This is a genomic window from Blastococcus sp. SYSU DS0619 (assembly GCF_054051035.1).
On record NZ_JBJHAM010000002.1, the window covers coordinates 1 to 15,865 of the forward strand.

Sequence of the window (15,865 nt, forward strand, 5' to 3'; positions counted from 1 at the left end):
GGCGCAGCGCCTCGACCTCACCGTGCTCCAGCAGCTCCTGCACCGTGCCCGACCAGGTGGTGCCCAGCGCCTCGTTCACCGCCGTCAACAACACCGCACCCGACGGCCGGACCAGCGCCGCCGGCTCGCCACCGTCGATCCTCAGGGACGTCAGTCGCACAGGAGTCCTCCTCCAGGAGTGGCTTCGGCGGGTAGCCCTATGACAGCGCTCACGCGGCACCCGCTGCGTCGGTGCCGAGCAACTGGTCGACCACGTGCTCGGCGATCGCCAGGCACGAGGTCGCGCCGGGCGAGGGGGCATTGCGCAGGGCGAGCACCGGACCGCGACGGGTGATCCGGAAGTCGTCGACCAGCGCGCCGTCGGGGTCCAGCGCCTGGGCCCGGATCCCTCGCGGTCCGGGAACGACGTCGGAGACCCGGAGCTCCGGCACGTACCTGCGGGCGGCGGCCACGAAGGCCCGCTTGCTGAAGGACCCCACCATCTCCCGGACGCCGGTGCGCCAGTGCTGCCGGGCGAAGCGGCGGAAACCGGGGTAGCCGACGACCTCGGCCAGATCCCGGGGCGAGACGGTCGTCCAGTCGTAGCCCTCGCGCGCCAGGGCCATCACCGCGTTGGGGCCGACCATCACCTCGCCGTCCACCCGTGGCGTCAGGTGCACCCCGAGGAAGGGATAGCGCGGGTCGGGCACCGGGTAGACCAGGCCACGCACCAGACGCCGGCGTTCCGGCCGCAGCAGGTAGTACTCGCCGCGGAACGGCACCACCCGCGGCTCCCGCGCGTCCCCGGCCAGCTCCGCGACCCGGTCACCCTGGAGGCCGGCGCAGGCGACGACGAGGTCGAACAGCTCCTCGGTCCGCGGCCCGTCGGGCGTCCGTCCGGTCACCAGCACCTGCGAGCCACGTTCGGCCAGACCGATCACCTCGACGCCCAGACGCACCTCGCCCCCGCGGTCGACCAGGTCCTCGGCGAGCGCACGGGTGACCCCGGGGTAGTCCACGATCGCCGTCGTCGGGGAGTGCAGCCCGGCCACGCCCCGGACGTGGGGCTCGATGTGGCGGAGCTCGTCCGCGTCGATCCGCCGCACGCCCGGCACCCCGTTGGCCCGGGCCCGGTCCTCGATGTCGGCGAGCCGGCTCTCCTCCACCGCGTCGAGCGCGACCAGCACCTTGCCGATCTCCTGGTACGCGACGCCCCGCCGCTCGCAGTACTCCCGGAGCAGGCCCACGCCCCGGCGGCACAACGTGGCCTTGAGGGAGCCCGGCGCGTAGTACAACCCGGCGTGCACGACACCGCTGTTGCGTCCCGTCTGGTGCCGGGCCAGCCCCTCCTCCTTCTCGATCAGGACGACCCGTGCGGTCGGGTCCGCGCGGGTCAGCCGCTCGGCGACGGCGGCGCCCACGATGCCGCCGCCGATCACCGCGATCCTGGGTCCGGTCATCTGTCGACCACCTCTTCCTCGTGCTGTCCGAGCACCGGTGGCGCGATCGGGCTGGCCGCCGGCGCACCGTCGAACCGCAGGGCCGAGCCGGGAACGGCCACGGTGCCCAGCGTGGGGTGCTCCAGTTCGTGCACCAGGCTCAGGTGCCGCACCTGCGCCCAGTCGTAGACCTCGGGGATCGTCCGGATGCGCCCGGCGGGCACCCCGGCGGCGCTCAGCGCGGCCAGCGTCGCGTCCGCGGGACGGGTCCTCAGGATGTCCCCGATCTCCGCTTCCAGCGCGCGCACGTGGCGGACCCGGTCGTCGTTCGTGGCGACGTCGGGGCGGGCGGGGTCGATCCCGACGGCGTCCGCGAACCGGCGCCACAGCCCCTCGGAGCCGACGGCCACCACGATCGAGGCGTCGGCGCAGGGGAACACCCCGTACGGGGCGATCGAGGGGTGCCGGTTGCCGGTGCGCACGGGCTCCACGCCCGCGGTGAGCCACCCGGCCCCGTGGAAGGCCTGCACCGCGACGACGGCGGAGAGCAGCGAGGTCTCCACCGCGCGGCCCCGCCCCGTCGTCTCCCGCTCCCGGAGGGCGGCGCTCACCCCGAAGGCACCGAACATCCCGGCCAGCAGGTCCGCGATCGGCAGCCCGACCCGGGTCGGCTCCCCGTCGGGCGCACCGGTCAGGCTCATCAGGCCCGCCTCCGCCTGGAGGATCTGGTCGAAGCCCGGTCGGTGCCCGTCCGGGCCGCCCGACCCGAAGCCGGTGATCGACAGGGTCACCAGTCCCGGGTTGTCGGCCCGCAGCGACTCGAGGCCCAGGCCCAGCCGATCGAGCAGACCCGGCCGGTAGTTCTCCACCAGCACGTCCGCCGTCCGGCACAGCTCCCGCAGGCGGGCGGCGCCCTCCTCGGACTTCAGGTCCAGGCGCACCGACTTCTTACCCCGGTTGGCGGCGAGGAAGTACGCCGACTCGCGGGCCCCGTCGCGCTCGACGAAGGGCAGCCATCCGCGGCTGTCGTCGCCCGTCGGCGGCTCGACCTTGAGCACGTCGGCCCCGGCGTCGGCGAGCATCATCGTCGCGTACGGCCCGGCCAGGGCCCGGCTGAGATCGACCACCCGCACGCCGGTCAGCGGACCGGTCACGACTTCCCTCCCATGAGCTTGATGCCGAGGCTCATCAGCACGATCACCGACGTGATCCGCAGGACGTGCACGGCGAGGACCAGGGGCGCGTTCACCTGCGCCTCGGCCGAGAGCGCCCCCATCTGCGCGATCCCTCCGGGGGCGGTCGCCAGGAGCGCCGTGTGGACGTCCAGATCGGTGAAGCGCCACAGCCCCCAGGCCAGGACGAGTCCGAAGACGAGGAACAGGCCCACGCAGACCAGCACGGCGACGACGTGCGACCGCAGGGCCCCCAGGGCGTCCTTGGTCACCGTCTGGCCGAGCAGCCAGCCGACCGCCACGTAGACGATCCACCGTCCGACCCCGGGGATCTGGAAGGTCAGCTCGCTGGTCAGCTTCACCACCCCTACGCCCACCATCGCGCCCAGCAGCGGGGCCGCCGGCAGCTTGAGCAGGGTGGCGAGGGCGGCGCCCACCAGCGCGGCGACCAGCGTGGTCGCCACCGAGGCGAAGGTCATACCGAGGTCCGGTCGCGCTCTCGCGACGCCTCGGCCTCGTCCCGGCGCTCTCGACGCCGCTGGCTCATGGCGTCGAGCCGGGCGGCCGTCGCGCGGCGCAGGTACGGCGTCAGCAGCGGCACCAGGACCAGGAAGGCCATCACACCCAGCAGCACCACCGAGGTGGACCGCTCGAGGAAGATGCCGAAGTCACCGCCGGAGATCAGCATCGTCTGGCGCAGCGTCTCCTCGCCCAGCGGGCCGAGCACCAGGGCGATCACCAGCGCGGCCGGCGAGAAGCCGTACCGGCGCATGAAGAAGCCCAGGATGCCGCAGACCAGCATGATGCCGACCTCGATGATGCTGCCGTTGACGGTGAACGTCCCGACGATGCAGACCAGCAGGATGATCGGCGCGAGCACCCGGAAGGGCACGCGGGCGACACTGGCGAACACCGGGATGCAGAAGATGTTGACCAGCAGCAGCATCACGTTGCCCAGGTACATGCTCGCGATGAGCCCCCAGGCGAACTCCGGGTTCTGCTCCATGAGCAGCGGCCCGGGCTGCAGCCCCCACATCAGGAAGCCACCGATGAGCACCGCGGTCGAGGCCGACCCCGGGATGCCGAGGGTGAGCAGCGGCACCATCGCGCCCGCCGAGGCGGCGTTGTTGGCCGCCTCCGGGCCGACGAGCCCGGCCATCGCGCCCTTGCCGAACCGCTCGGGCTTCCGGGAGATGGACTTCTCCAGGTTGTAGGACATCAGCGAGGCCACGGTGGCTCCCGCGCCGGGCGCGGTCCCCACGAAGAAGCCCAGGAACGAGCCGCGCACCATGGGGCCCCGCGACTCCCGCCGGTCCTCCTTGGTGGGCCAGAACCCACGCTTGCGGGCGCTCACGCTGAAGTAGCCGAGCTTCTCCAGGTGGCCACCGCGCCAGAGGGTGTGCAGCACCTCCCCCACGCCGAACAGCCCGATGGCGACCGGGATGAAGTCGATGCCGTTGATGAGCTCGGTCGACCCGAAGGTGTAGCGCTGCTCACCGCCACCGATGTCGATGCCGACCGTGGCCAGCGCGAAGCCGATCAGCGCCGACAGCGCCCCGAGGAGCCGGTTCTTCCCCACGATCACGATGAGCGTCAACAGACCGAGGATCACGACGAGGAACAGCTCCGGCGGGCCGAAGCTCGCCGCGACCGAGGCCGTGAGTGGAGCGGCCACGCTGATCAGGACGGCGCCGATCGTCCCGGCCACGAACGAGGCGACCGCCGCCATGACCAGGGCCGGGCCGGCCCGGCCCTGCTTGGCCATCGGGTAGCCGTCGAACGTGCTGGCCACCGTCGCCGACTCACCGGGGGTGTTGATCAGCACCGACGTGATCGTGCCGCCGTACATCGCGCCGTAGTAGACGGCGGCGAGCATGACGACCGCGCCGGTCGGATCGAGGGTGAACGTGATCGGCAGCAGGATCGCCAGCCCGGCGGAGGGTCCCAGCCCGGGCATGACGCCCACGACCATGCCCATGAGCACACCGGCGCCGAGCAGGAGCACGTTCTGCACCGTCAGGATGGCCAGGATCCCCTGGCCGAGATCATTGAAGACGTCCAACGTCGGGTCTCCGGGTTCTAGAAGCGCGGCAGGATGCCGCCAGGCAGACCTGCGTTCAGCAGCGTCTGGAACAGCAGGTACACCGCGACCGGCACCGCCAGGCTCAGCACGACGTTCATGACCGGACGCCCGCGGTTGAGGAGGAAGAGGACGGCGGCGAGGAACAGCGCGCTGGCGACGATCATCCCGAGCGGGACGAAGACGATCACGACGAGCGCAGCCAGGCCGATCACCACGAGCAGCGGCAGCGGGTGCCGGCCGAGGTCGGCGTCGCCGGCCTCCTCCTCGCCGCCCACCTCGTCCTCGCCGTCCACCGCACCGGGCAGCAGGCTGGTGACCAGCGCGTACGCGGTGATCGCCAGGGCCAGGACCCCGATGATCCGCGGGAAGAATCCGGCGCCGATCCGGCCGGCCACCGTCCGCCACTCCATGTCGAACGCCATCTGGGTGTAGACGGCGAGCACCACGAGCAGGACGGCCAGGAAGAGGGACCTGCCGGTGGGACGGCGCAGACCACGCCGCCCCACCGTGACGCTCCCCGAAGGGGCGGTCACAGCGCCCCGTGCTCGGTCAGGATCTCCTCGAACCGGTCCTGGGTCTCGGTGAGGTACTCGGTGAAGTCCTCGCCCCAGCGGAGGTCCTCGGACAGGTAGTTCTCGTCCAGGTACTGCTGCCACTCAGGGGTCTCGACGACCTGCTTCATCGTGTCGATCCACCACTCCTGGGCCTCGGCCGGCGCGTCCGGCGGGAGGATCAGGCCGCGCGGCATGGAGGGGAGGCCCTCGAAGCCGAGCTCTTCGGCGGTCGGGACGTCCGGCAGGACGTCGAGCCGTTCCGGGGCGGTGGAGAGCAGCGGCTGCATGTCACCGGCCTCGACCTGGCCGAGGATCGACCCGGGGTTGGAGATCATCGCGTCGACCGCGCCGGACAGCAGCGCCGTCTGCAGCTGGCCCTCCTCGTTGAAGGGCACGTACTCGACCTCGTACCCGGCCTGCTCCGCCAGCATCGCGCTGACGATGAAGTCGACGTTGACCGTGCCGATCCCGCCGACGACCAGCCGCTCCTGCTGGGCGGCCTCGACCCACTGCTCCCAGGTGTCGATCGGGCCCTCGCCCGGCACCAGCAGCAGGGCGTCGTCGGTGGCGAACAACCCGACGGGCGTGAAGTCCGTGGGCTCCCAGCCGGTGTCGGCCTGCAGCGGCGTGGTGATGAACGAGCCCGACGTCGTGGAGACCCCGTAGCCGGAGCCGGCCTGGCCCAGGAGGTACCCCCAGCCGGTCGCCCCGCTGCCGCCCTCCCGGTTCTGGATCTCGATGTTCTCCGGGTACAGCTCCTCCTTCTGGAGGATGTCGACCATGGTGCGGGCCATGATGTCGTTCCCGCCCCCGGGGCCGAAGGCGATCGTCCAGTCCAGCGGCTCGGACGGGTAGTCGCCGCCCCCGGAGCCGCCGGAGTTCGCGGAGCCGGCGCCGCAGGCGGTGAGCGAGACGGTCAACGCTGCCGCGGCGGCCGCGGTGATGAGCTTGGTACGCATTGCTGTACCTCCAACCGGCGTCAGTGCCGGATCCGGGTCATCAGGAAGGGTTCTGGACGCCGTCCAAGCGGTGCCAGGAGCCGGACGCGAAGGCGGCCAGCCGGTCGTGCTCGTCGTACAGACGTGACTCGAGGTGCACGATGCGCCGCCCCGGCTTCAGGAGCCGGCCCTCGATGCGGCCGGTCCCGGTGAGCGGGCGGAAGAAGCGGAACTGCATCTCCACGGTCACGGCCGTGGACAGGAAGCGGTGGCACAGATGGCCCATGGAGATGTCCATCGCCGTCGCGATGATCCCGCCGTGCATCGTCCCCTGCGGGTTGCAGAGGAACGGTGCGTACGGGAGCACCACCGTCGAGGTCTGGGCCTCGTCGTCGTAGCTGATGTCCAGTCCGAGGAACCGGCCCAGGAAGAAGTTGCCGAACTCCTGGGCGGGGTCGGCCGCCGCCTGCTCGGCACGCTCGACGGCCGTCTCGGCGAGGGGGGTCGGCATCCGCGTCACGACCAGGTGAACCGGGGGGCGCGCTTCTCCAGGAAGGAGCGGACGCCCTCGGCGTAGTCCTCGGTGTCGAACGACGAGTTGCGGATCCGGATGGTCTCCTCGTCGTCCGCGACCTGGCCGGCCACCACCCGGCCGACCATGGCCTTGCCCTCGCGGACGCTGACCTGCGCCCGGGTGGTGAGCAGCTCGGCGAACTCGAAGGTTGCCGTCTCCAGCTCCTCGACGGGGTAGACCTCGTCGAAGAGCCCCAGCTGCAGCGCGCGCTCGGCCTGGATCTGCTGGCCGGACATGAGGATCCACTTGGCCCGCGACGGGCCGGTGAGGTCGACGACCCGCTTGGTCGACTCCAGGCTGTAGACCAGCCCCAGCTTCGACGGGGTGATGCCGAACCGCCCGCGGGTGTCGGCGAAGCGGATGTCGCACGCCAGCGCCAGACCCGCGCCGCCGCCGATGCAGTAGCCGTGGATCATGGCGATCGTCGGCTTGGTCGCGCCCTCGATGGCCCGTTCGGCCGCCGCGACGTGCTCGTTGTAGTTCCGCGCCGCCTCGGCGTTGCCGCGCTCGCGCTCGAACTCGCTGATGTCCGCGCCGGACGCGAAGGACTTCTCCCCCGCCCCCCGGAGGACCAGCACCTTCACGGTGGGGTCGGCGTCGAGACCGGCGACCAAGCCGGGCAGGTCCCGGTACATGTCGATGCTGATCGCGTTGTGGCTCTCGGGCTTGTTGAGCACCACCACGGCGACTTCGCCGCGGCGCTCCACGAGGAGGTGGTCGGACATCGTCAGCCTTCCTGCAGGTCGGGGTGGGCGTCGTAGAGGACGCCCTCGGTGAACAGGGTCTTGATGTCGTGCTCGTCGACGCCGGCCTCCGCGAGGACCTGGGCGGTGTGCTGGCCGAGCCACGGCGCAGGTCCTCGGACCTTGAAGTCCAGCCCGGAGAACTTGGCGGGCGGGCCGATGGTCTTCATCGGGCCGATGATCGGGTGCTCGAGCTCGACGACCATGTCCCGCGCGAGCACGTGCTCGTCCCGCAGCGACTCGTCGTAGCTGAGCACCGGGCCACCGACGACGCCCGCCTTGTCCAGCTTGTCGATCCACACGTCGGTGGGAGCCGTGGTCGTGATGGCCTCGATCTCCCGCTCGAGCTCGTCGATGTTCCTCATGCGGTCGGGGAGCGTGGCGAACCGCGGGTCCTCGGCCCACTCCGGGACGCCGAGCACGTCGTTGATGAGGCGCAGCCACAGCCGGTCGTTGTTGGCTCCGATCACCACGTATCCGTCTGCGGTGCGGTACGCCTGGTACGGGGTGGAGCGGCGGTGGCGGGTGCCGGTCGGCTGCGGGATCTCGCCGTCGGCGAAGTAGGCGCCGGACTCCCAGACCGTCCAGGCCAGGCCGGCGTCGACCAAGGAGATGTCGATGTACTGACCCTCACCGGTGGCCCGGCGGACCATCTCGGCCGCCATGATCGAGTAGACGGCGGTGACCCCGGCCGCGATGTCGTTGATGGCGATCCCGACCTTCGCCGGCTTGCCGCCCGGCTCCCCGGTCATGCGCATGAAGCCGGCGACGCCCTGGGCCATGATGTCGAACCCCGGCCGGTCGCGGTACGGCCCGGTCTGGCCGAAGCCGCTGATCGAGCAGTAGAGGATGTCGGGGTTGGTGGCCTTGAGCGACTCGTAGTCGATCCCCAGGCGCCGGACCACGCCGGGCCGGAAGTTCTCGATGACCAGGTCGGCGTCCCGGGCCAGCTGCTGGAACAGCTCCCGGCCGCGATCGCTCTTCAGGTCGACGGAGACGCTGCGCTTGCTCCGGTTCGGCATCGCGAACGGGTAGCTCTCGTCGTTCACCTTCGGCGCCATGCGACGGGAGTCGTCACCGGTCACCGGCTGTTCGATCTTGATGACGTCCGCGCCGAGCTCGGCCAGCACCATCGTGCAGTAGGGACCGGAGAGGAACCGGGTCAGGTCCAGCACCCGGAAGCCGTCGAGTGGAAGCATGGGCTCATTCCGTATAGTGGGATGCAGTTCCGTTTGGTGGGACGACCGTAGAGTGACGCGCGCCATACCGTCAAGGCCTCCGGCATGCTGGTTTCTGAACGCGGCGGTGGAGGTCCGTGAGAGGCACGACCGAGTCATCGGGGGAGAAGACGTGGGCGACGAGGACAGCAACGCCGGCCGCAGCAGCGTGCAGTCGATCGACCGGGCCGTGGCGCTGCTGCGCTGCTTCGACGCGCGGCGGCCGACGCTCGGGATCTCCGACCTCGCACGGGCGACCGGCCTGTCGACCACCACGACCCATCGCCTGCTGATGGCGATGCAGGCCAACCGGCTGGTGCGGCAGACACCCGACCGCCGGTACGGGCTGGGGCCCCTGCTCGTCCAGCTGGCGCGCAGCGGCGCGCTACCGACGACGCTGCGGGACGCCGCTCGGCCGGTGATGACGGCGCTGCGCGACGAGGTGGACGAGACCGTGGGCCTCCACGAGCTGCTGCCCACCGGCGAGCGGGTGGTCGTCGACCAGGTGGAGAGCCACCACGAGCTGCGCCGTACCTACACCGACATCGGTGTGCCCATCCCGCTGCCGCACGGTGCGCCGGGAAAGGTGATCCTGTCCGTGCTCCCGACCGACGAGCAGGACCGGTGGCTCGCCCGTCCCATCACCGCGGTGACGCCCGCGACGATCACCGACCCCGAGCGGCTGCGGGCGGAGCTGGCCGAGGCGCGCCGGCGCGGCTACGCCGGCTCGAACGCCGAGCGCACCTCGGGGATCCGGGCCGTCGCAGCTCCGGTGTTCGACCACACCGGCGAGGTCATCGGCGCCCTGGGCTTGTCGGTCCCGGGCGTGCGGATGGACGACGCCCGCGCGGACCAGCTCGGCCGCCGTGTCGCCCAGAGCGCCTGGGCCATCTCCGAGCAGCTCGGGGCGACGGAGTCGAGCGTCGAGGAGACCGTGCTGCGGGCCGGCGGTCGTTGACCGCCGGCCGGCCGGTCAGTCGCCGGAGGAGGCGCGGGGCTTCCGCAGCTCGTGCGGCAGGGCGAACACCAGCCGCTCCTCGGCGGCCTTCACCGTCTCGACGTCCGGGTAGCCCCGCGCGGCCAGGTAGTCGAGCACCTCGCTGACCAGGATCTCCGGCACCGAGGCGCCGCTGGTGACGCCCACGGTCCGCACGCCGTCGAGCCAGGCCTCGTCGATCTCGGCGGCGTAGTCGACGAGGTGGCTGTCGCGCGCCCCGGCCTCCAGGGCGACCTCGACCAGCCGCACGGAGTTCGACGAGTTGGTGGAGCCGACGACGAGCACCAGGTCGCACTCCCCCGCCATCTTCTTCACGGCTTGCTGCCGGTTCTGCGTGGCGTAGCAGATGTCGTCGCTCGGCGGCGACTGGAGCCCCGGGAACCGGTTCTTGAGCTGGTCCACCGTCGCCAGGGTCTCGTCGACCGACAGCGTGGTCTGGGACAGCCAGACCACCTTCTCCGGGTCGCGCACCTGGACGTTCGCGACGTCCTCGGGGCCGTCGACGAGCTGGATGTGGGCCGGGGCCTCCCCGGAGGTGCCCTCGACCTCCTCGTGCCCGCGGTGCCCGATCAGCAGGATGTCGTAGTCGTCCCGGGCGAAGCGCTTGGCCTCCTGGTGCACCTTGGTGACCAGCGGGCAGGTGGCGTCGATGGTGTGCAGCTGCCGGTCGGCCGCCTCCTGGTGCACCGCCGGGGAGACCCCGTGCGCGCTGAAGACGACGACCGAGCCCTCGGGCACCTCGTCGGTCTCGTCGACGAAGACGGCGCCACGCCGCTCGAGCGTCGCCACGACGTGCTTGTTGTGGACGATCTGCTTCCGGACGTACACCGGCGCACCGTGGATCTCCAGGGCGCGCTCGACGGCGACCACCGCCCGGTCCACGCCGGCGCAGTAGCCCCGGGGATCGGCCAGCAGGACACGTCCGCGCTGATCAGCCATGCACCCATGGTAGGTGGGCCGGGAGCACTCGGACGGCGGCCGCGGGTGACGCGGGGCACGGATGTGACCAGGCACATCCCCCCGGCGGGCGCATCGATGCTGGTCGGGTGTGTCGCCGGGTCCTTTCTGGGGCACGCTGTGGCCATGTCCCGTGAGATCCCCGAGGTTGTCCGCGCCGCCGCCGGTCTGGCGGCCACCGTGCTGGACGAGGCCCGGAAGCTGCCCGAGACCCTGCCCGGCCTGCCGGTCCGCGTCATCGGCGTGGCGATGCAGCACGCGATGAAGGTGCAGCAGACCTACGCCGGGTTCGTCGCCCGCGGTGACGAGCTGCTCGTCGGGCTGCGCGGCGACGCCGAACCGGGGCTGGCAACCTTCGACGACGACGAGGAGCCGGCCGCCGGCTTCCGCGGCTCGGCCTTCGACCGCGTCGCCGACGCCGGCGCGATCACCGACGAGGAGGTGGCCGACCTCCCCGACGACCCGGCCGCCGACGCCGTCGTCGCCGCGATCGACGACCTCAGCCAGGAGCTCGTCGAGGACCTCGCCGACGGGGTCCAGGACCTCGCCGACGGTGCGGACGAGGCCCAGCAGAGCCTCACCGACCTGCCGGCGGAGGAGGCACCGAGCACCGACGAGGTGCTCGACGAGCTCGCCATCGACGAGATGGTGCCGACGACGCCGGACACCGACCCGCTCACCCCGGGCACCGACGAGGCGGCGGCCACCGAGGACGCCGACGCCCTCGAGCGGGCCCTGCTGGAGAGCGACCCGGCCCCCGCGGCCGACGCGACCGCCGACGTCGCCACCTCCGTGGACGTGCTCACGGCCGAGGGCGACATCGAGACCGTCGACGCCGCGATCACCGACGAGGGGGTCGCCGCCGTCGAGGCGCCGGCGGAGGAGCCCGGTACCGACGAGACCGTGGCGACCACCGACGGCAGCACCACCGACACCGCCGCCACCGACACGGACGCCGGTACGGACGTCGCCGTCGACGAGAGCGGTTCCCCCGTGGCCGAGGCCACCGGGGGCACGACCGACGCCGAGCCCGCCACCGACCAGCCCGCCGTCGAGCAGGCCGGCAGCGAGGACTCCGGCGCCCAGGCGCCCACCGAAGCCCCCGTCGACGGCTACGACAGCTTCTCGATCGCCCAGCTGCGCGGCCGCCTCCGCGGGTACCAGCTGAACACCGTCTCCGACCTGCTGGCCTACGAGCAGGCCACGCGCGCCCGCGAGCCCTACCTGCGGATGCTGCGCAACCGGCTGGAGAAGCTCGAGGAGCAGGCGGTCGAGTCCAGCCCGCTGTCCCCGCGCGGCGCCTGAACCAGCACGTCCTGCACCCCGCCCCGGCGCGTGAGCCGGGGCGGGGTCGCGCCCCGGCGTCATGCGCACATGTCGCCGGGAGGGGGCGTCCGGGTGGTGTCGGTGCCGTCTGACACGCTCGGGGCATGACCGCCCCGTCCAGCCCGGAAGCCCCCTGGCCGGTGCGCACGGTGGCCCGCAAGGTGGCCGACTGGATCGGCCGGCTCGGCGAGGTGTGGGTCGAGGGTCAGGTCGCGCAGCTCTCCCGGCGCAGCGGCGCCGCCACAATCTTCCTCACCCTGCGCGATCCCGCGGCCGACCTCTCGGTGCCGGTCACCTGCCACCGCGACGTCGCCGAACGCCCCGGGCTCGAGCTGACCGAGGGCGCCCGAGTCATCGTGCGGGCCCGGCCGGACTACTACGTCGCCCGCGGCTCCTTCTCGCTGCGGGCCACCGAGATCCGGGCGGTCGGCCTCGGCGAGCTGCTCGCACGGATCGAGCGGATCCGCCGCCTGCTCGCCGCCGAAGGGCTGTTCGACACCGCGCGCAAGCGGCCGCTGCCCTTCGCCCCCCGCGTCGTGGGGCTGATCACCGGCCGGGACAGCGCCGCCGAGCGCGACGTCCTCGTGACCGCGCGCCGCCGCTGGCCGGCGGTGCGCTTCGCCGTGCACAACTGCGTCGTCCAGGGCCCGCAGGCGGCGGCCAACGTCATCGACGGCCTGCGCACGCTGGACGCGGACCCGGCGGTCGAGGTCATCGTGGTCGCCCGCGGCGGTGGCTCCGTCGAGGACCTGCTGCCCTTCTCCGACGAGGGCCTGGTCCGCGCGATGGCGGGCTGCCGCACGCCGGTGGTCACCGCCGTCGGCCACGAGACCGACACGACGTTGGTCGACCACGCCGCCGACGTCCGGGCCGCCACGCCCACCGACGCCGCGCACCGCATCGTGCCCGAGATCGGGGAGCAGCGGCGCCTGGTGGACGGGCTGCGGGCCCGCGCCCGGCACCTCGTGACCGCCCGGCTCGAGCAGCAGGAGCGCTGGCTGGAGTCCGTGCGCACCCGCCCGGCGCTGGCCTCCCCCGACCGGTTGCTGCACGGCCGCGAGGACGACGTCCTCGCCCTGCGCACCCGGGCCCGCCGCACGCTGACCCACCGGGTCGAGGCGGCCGAGCGCGACCTCGAGCACGCCCGGGCGCGGGTGGCCGCCCTCAGTCCCGCCGCCACCCTGGAGCGCGGCTACGCCGTCGTGCAGCAGGCCGACGGCTCGCTGGTGCGCGACCCGGCCTCGGTGTCCGACGGCGAGCTGCTCCGGGTGCGCGTGGCCGGCGGCCGGCTCCCCGTCCGCGTCGACCGGGCCGCCGCGCCCACCCCTCAGGAGGACCCAGCATGAGCACCACCGACGAGCGCGGCCCGGAGCCGGCGACCACCTACGAGCAGGCGCGGGAGGAGCTCGCCGACGTCGTCCGCCGGCTGGAGGCCGGCGGCCTCACGCTGGAGGAGTCGCTGGCGCTCTGGGAGCGCGGCGAGGAGCTCGCCCGCCTCTGCCAGCACTGGCTGGACCGCGCCCGCGAGCGCCTGGCCGCAGCGGCGCCCGCCGATGACGCCTGAGCCGCCGAGGGACCGCCGGCACCCGGGGCTCAGGCGGGCGGGCGGAGCCGGGTGTCCGGGGCGACCACGAACCCGGCCTCCACCAGGGCCGCCAGCACACGCTCGACGCGCTGCTGCAGCACCGGCGCCCCGTCCGCGGACGGGCGGGCCCCGGCGGGCGCGCCGAACGCCTCGTCGTCGAGGCAGCGCGCCAGCACGTCCCGCACGTCGGTCGCCACCGGGGCCTGGGCCACGGGGATCCGGGTCACCATCCCGCAGGCGCACGACCCGCCGTCGGCCGGAGCCCGGTGATCACTGCTCGTGCAGTCCTCGCGTGCCAGCATCCGGGGCTCCTCAGGCAGTCGGTCCAGTGGTCGATGCCCACACCTTCCCGGCGCGGGTCCGACGCCGCGGACGGACGCACCGGGGAGTCACCATGTCGTGACCTTGCGCCCGCCGCCCCCCGGCCGGCGGCTCAGCCGGCCCAGGGCCGCACCGCGGCCGCCACGGCTGCCAGCTCGTCGTCGTCGGCCGAGCCGGTGACCACCAGCGTGACGCCGTCGGTGACCCGGGACAGCGCGGTCTCCCCGCGCTGCGTGGTGGAGCGGGTCCACTGCTCGCCGGCCAGCTCGACGGCGCCGTCCTCCGTCGCCCCGTCGAGCACCGCGGTCACCGCGTCGGCCTCGGGGGCGTCGGAGACGACGTAGCCGGCGTAGCCGCCGGACGGCGTCAGGTACCCGATCTGCAGGGTGACCGCGTCGCCCTCGGCCGCGTTGCCGGCATCGGTGCGCGCGCTGGTCGGCCGGTAGTCCTCGCCCAGCCCGCTCGGGGCAGGCACGGGGTAGTCCGCCCGCGACTGGGCCAGCTGGATCGTGGTGGACGGGTCGATCTCGCGCACCGGGTCGCCGGGGTCGTTCTTGAACGCGATCCAGCCCACGATCAGCAGGCAGATCACCACGAGCGGCAGCAGCGAGCGCAGCATGTTGGCCGCGCTCATCCGGTCCGCGCGCTGCACCGCGGACGACGGCGGCGGCACCTCGGCCCTGGAGGCGCCTGCGTCGTCGGGCACCTGGGGACGCTGGTTCGTCGGGCCGATTCCGGTCATGGCCCTAGGATCGCAGGCGAGCTCTCCCCCACCGGCGCCCAGCGCCCACGCGGCATCCGCCCGGCACGCACCCGCCGGGCACGGCCGGGCCCGGGCACCGCCACCACCCGGTGGCCCAACCAGGAGGTCCTGTGTCGCTGCCCCTTCCCGAAGGCCCCCTCCCCGCGACGACGGGCGGGCACAGGTTCTCCGCCGACCGCCCGGCTCCCGACCGGAACCTGGCACTGGAGCTGGTGCGCGTGACCGAGGCGGCCGCGATGGCTGCCGGGCGCTGGGTGGGCCGCGGCGACAAGAACGGCGGTGACGGCGCGGCGGTCGACGCGATGCGCGCGCTCATCGGCACGGTGAGCATGCGGGGCGTCGTGGTCATCGGCGAGGGCGAGAAGGACGAGGCGCCCATGCTCTACAACGGCGAGGAGGTCGGCGACGGTCAGGGGCCCGAGTGCGACGTCGCCGTCGACCCGATCGACGGCACCACGTTGATGGCCAAGGGCATGCCGAACGCGATCGCGGTCATGGCCGTGGCCGAGCGCGGCGCGATGTACGACCCCTCGGCGGTCTTCTACATGGAGAAGCTGGCCACCGGCCCGGCCGCGGCCGACGTCGTCGACATCACCGCGCCGGTCGCGGAGAACATCCGCCGCATCGCCAAGGCGAAGAAGAGCTCCGTCGGCGACGTCACCGTCTGCATCCTCGACCGGCCCCGCCACGAGCAGCTGGTCCAGGAGGTCCGCGAGGCCGGCGCCCGCATCAAGTTCATCACCGACGGCGACGTCGCCGGTGCGATCGCCGCCGCGCGCGAGGGCACCGGCGTCGACCTGCTCCTGGGCATCGGCGGCACCCCGGAGGGGATCATCACCGCCTGCGCGCTCAAGTGCATGGGTGGCGCGCTCCAGGGCCGGCTGTGGCCCAAGGACGACGACGAGCGGCAGAAGGCCCTCGACGCCGGCCACGACCTGGACCGGGTGCTGCACATCGACGACCTGGTGCGCGGCGACGTCTTCTTCGTGGCCACCGGCATCACCGACGGCGAGCTGCTCCGCGGGGTCCGCTACAGCGCCGGGGGCTGCACCACCCAGTCGCTGGTCATGCGCTCCCGCTCGGGCACGATCCGCTCGATCGACAGCCTGCACTCGCTGGAGAAGCTGCGGGCCTACTCCGCGGTGCCCTTCGACCGCGACTGACTGACGCCCGGTCACGCCGGGTGGGGCCCGGAGGCTTCCGCGCAGGCGTGCGGG

17 protein-coding genes are annotated in these 15,865 nt (G+C 72.9%); 5 read left to right on the top strand and 12 right to left on the bottom strand.

Annotation, left to right across the window (positions count from 1 at the left end; translation table 11 throughout):
- Positions 1–209: 209 nt before the first annotated feature.
- The 9 genes from lhgO to ACI79T_RS02610 are packed head-to-tail and all read right to left on the bottom strand — an operon-like array spanning position 210 to position 8,681.
- Positions 210–1,439 (bottom strand): L-2-hydroxyglutarate oxidase, encoded by a 1,230-nt coding sequence (gene lhgO, locus ACI79T_RS02570; RefSeq protein ID WP_456608482.1) that lies wholly within the window; start codon positions 1,437–1,439, stop codon positions 210–212.
- Positions 1,436–2,572: a CaiB/BaiF CoA transferase family protein gene (locus ACI79T_RS02575; protein ID WP_456608483.1), complete on the bottom strand. Its 1,137-nt coding sequence runs from the start codon at positions 2,570–2,572 to the stop codon at positions 1,436–1,438. The genes lhgO and ACI79T_RS02575 overlap by 4 nt, the downstream gene beginning before the upstream one ends.
- Entirely contained in the window at positions 2,569–3,069 is a 501-nt protein-coding gene (locus ACI79T_RS02580) for an AbrB family transcriptional regulator (protein ID WP_456608484.1), read from the bottom strand. The genes ACI79T_RS02575 and ACI79T_RS02580 overlap by 4 nt, the downstream gene beginning before the upstream one ends.
- Entirely contained in the window at positions 3,066–4,652 is a 1,587-nt protein-coding gene (locus tag ACI79T_RS02585) for a tripartite tricarboxylate transporter permease (RefSeq protein WP_456608485.1), read from the bottom strand. Before ACI79T_RS02585 ends, ACI79T_RS02580 begins: the two co-directional genes overlap by 4 nt.
- Positions 4,653–4,669: 17 nt before the next feature.
- The gene (locus tag ACI79T_RS02590; protein ID WP_456608486.1) at positions 4,670–5,179 is read right to left on the bottom strand and encodes a tripartite tricarboxylate transporter TctB family protein; all 510 of its coding nucleotides are present in this window, start codon (positions 5,177–5,179) and stop codon (positions 4,670–4,672) included.
- 23 nt (positions 5,180–5,202) lie between these two features.
- Positions 5,203–6,186, bottom strand: a complete 984-nt coding sequence (locus ACI79T_RS02595) for a Bug family tripartite tricarboxylate transporter substrate binding protein (protein WP_456608487.1) — start codon at positions 6,184–6,186, stop codon at positions 5,203–5,205.
- Between the two features lie 40 nt (positions 6,187–6,226).
- A complete protein-coding gene (locus ACI79T_RS02600) occupies positions 6,227–6,676 on the bottom strand; it encodes a PaaI family thioesterase (RefSeq protein ID WP_456608488.1) in 450 nt (149 codons plus the stop codon).
- Between the two features lie 5 nt (positions 6,677–6,681).
- Positions 6,682–7,464 carry an enoyl-CoA hydratase-related protein gene (locus ACI79T_RS02605; RefSeq protein WP_456608489.1) on the bottom strand — a complete coding sequence of 261 codons (783 nt, stop codon included), beginning with the start codon at positions 7,462–7,464 and terminating at the stop codon, positions 6,682–6,684.
- A gap of 2 nt (positions 7,465–7,466) precedes the next feature.
- Positions 7,467–8,681: a CaiB/BaiF CoA transferase family protein gene (locus ACI79T_RS02610; RefSeq protein ID WP_456608490.1), complete on the bottom strand. Its 1,215-nt coding sequence runs from the start codon at positions 8,679–8,681 to the stop codon at positions 7,467–7,469.
- A 151-nt stretch (positions 8,682–8,832) separates the two neighbouring features.
- On the opposite strand from ACI79T_RS02610, the gene ACI79T_RS02615 reads away from it, so the two are divergent.
- Positions 8,833–9,657 (top strand): IclR family transcriptional regulator, encoded by an 825-nt coding sequence (locus ACI79T_RS02615; protein ID WP_456608491.1) that lies wholly within the window; start codon positions 8,833–8,835, stop codon positions 9,655–9,657.
- Positions 9,658–9,672: 15 nt separating this feature from the next.
- Here the strand turns inward: ACI79T_RS02615 and ACI79T_RS02620 are convergent, their stop codons facing one another.
- On the bottom strand, positions 9,673–10,635 hold the full coding sequence (locus tag ACI79T_RS02620; protein ID WP_456608492.1) for a 4-hydroxy-3-methylbut-2-enyl diphosphate reductase: 963 nt from the start codon (positions 10,633–10,635) through the stop codon (positions 9,673–9,675).
- Between the two features lie 144 nt (positions 10,636–10,779).
- On the opposite strand from ACI79T_RS02620, the gene ACI79T_RS02625 reads away from it, so the two are divergent.
- From ACI79T_RS02625 to ACI79T_RS02635, 3 genes are all read left to right on the top strand, one after another.
- Positions 10,780–11,958, top strand: coding sequence for a lipid droplet-associated protein (locus ACI79T_RS02625; RefSeq protein WP_456608493.1), 1,179 nt, complete (start codon positions 10,780–10,782; stop codon positions 11,956–11,958).
- 125 nt (positions 11,959–12,083) lie between these two features.
- A complete protein-coding gene (gene xseA / locus ACI79T_RS02630; RefSeq protein ID WP_456608494.1) occupies positions 12,084–13,325 on the top strand; it encodes an exodeoxyribonuclease VII large subunit in 1,242 nt (413 codons plus the stop codon).
- Complete coding sequence (locus tag ACI79T_RS02635) at positions 13,322–13,543, top strand: exodeoxyribonuclease VII small subunit (protein ID WP_456568223.1); 222 nt, start codon at positions 13,322–13,324, stop codon at positions 13,541–13,543. Before xseA ends, ACI79T_RS02635 begins: the two co-directional genes overlap by 4 nt.
- Before the next feature lie 29 nt (positions 13,544–13,572).
- Here ACI79T_RS02635 and ACI79T_RS02640 read toward each other — a convergent pair whose 3' ends face one another.
- Both ACI79T_RS02640 and ACI79T_RS02645 read right to left on the bottom strand, forming a co-directional pair.
- Positions 13,573–13,866, bottom strand: a complete 294-nt coding sequence (locus ACI79T_RS02640; RefSeq protein WP_456608495.1) for a hypothetical protein — start codon at positions 13,864–13,866, stop codon at positions 13,573–13,575.
- Between the two features lie 131 nt (positions 13,867–13,997).
- On the bottom strand, positions 13,998–14,591 hold the full coding sequence (locus tag ACI79T_RS02645; protein WP_456608496.1) for a DUF4245 domain-containing protein: 594 nt from the start codon (positions 14,589–14,591) through the stop codon (positions 13,998–14,000).
- Between the two features lie 167 nt (positions 14,592–14,758).
- Here ACI79T_RS02645 and glpX point away from each other — a divergent pair, with 167 nt between their 5' ends.
- Positions 14,759–15,811: a class II fructose-bisphosphatase gene (gene glpX, locus ACI79T_RS02650; protein ID WP_456608497.1), complete on the top strand. Its 1,053-nt coding sequence runs from the start codon at positions 14,759–14,761 to the stop codon at positions 15,809–15,811.
- The last annotated feature ends 54 nt before the right edge of the window (positions 15,812–15,865 follow it).

Excerpts from the sequence above, each read along its gene's own strand:
- lhgO (WP_456608482.1), bottom strand. The coding sequence starts at position 1,439 with ATGACCGGACCCAGGATCGCGGTGATCGGCGGCGGCATCGTGGGCGCC.
- ACI79T_RS02580 (WP_456608484.1), bottom strand. The coding sequence starts at position 3,069 with ATGACCTTCGCCTCGGTGGCGACCACGCTGGTCGCCGCGCTGGTGGGC.
- ACI79T_RS02595 (WP_456608487.1), bottom strand. The coding sequence starts at position 6,186 with ATGCGTACCAAGCTCATCACCGCGGCCGCCGCGGCAGCGTTGACCGTC.
- ACI79T_RS02600 (WP_456608488.1), bottom strand. The coding sequence starts at position 6,676 with ATGCCGACCCCCCTCGCCGAGACGGCCGTCGAGCGTGCCGAGCAGGCG.
- ACI79T_RS02605 (WP_456608489.1), bottom strand. The coding sequence starts at position 7,464 with ATGTCCGACCACCTCCTCGTGGAGCGCCGCGGCGAAGTCGCCGTGGTG.
- ACI79T_RS02610 (WP_456608490.1), bottom strand. The coding sequence starts at position 8,681 with ATGCTTCCACTCGACGGCTTCCGGGTGCTGGACCTGACCCGGTTCCTC.
- ACI79T_RS02620 (WP_456608492.1), bottom strand. The coding sequence starts at position 10,635 with ATGGCTGATCAGCGCGGACGTGTCCTGCTGGCCGATCCCCGGGGCTAC.
- ACI79T_RS02625 (WP_456608493.1), top strand. The coding sequence starts at position 10,780 with ATGTCCCGTGAGATCCCCGAGGTTGTCCGCGCCGCCGCCGGTCTGGCG.
- xseA (WP_456608494.1), top strand. The coding sequence starts at position 12,084 with ATGACCGCCCCGTCCAGCCCGGAAGCCCCCTGGCCGGTGCGCACGGTG.
- ACI79T_RS02635 (WP_456568223.1), top strand. The coding sequence starts at position 13,322 with ATGAGCACCACCGACGAGCGCGGCCCGGAGCCGGCGACCACCTACGAG.
- ACI79T_RS02640 (WP_456608495.1), bottom strand. The coding sequence starts at position 13,866 with ATGCTGGCACGCGAGGACTGCACGAGCAGTGATCACCGGGCTCCGGCC.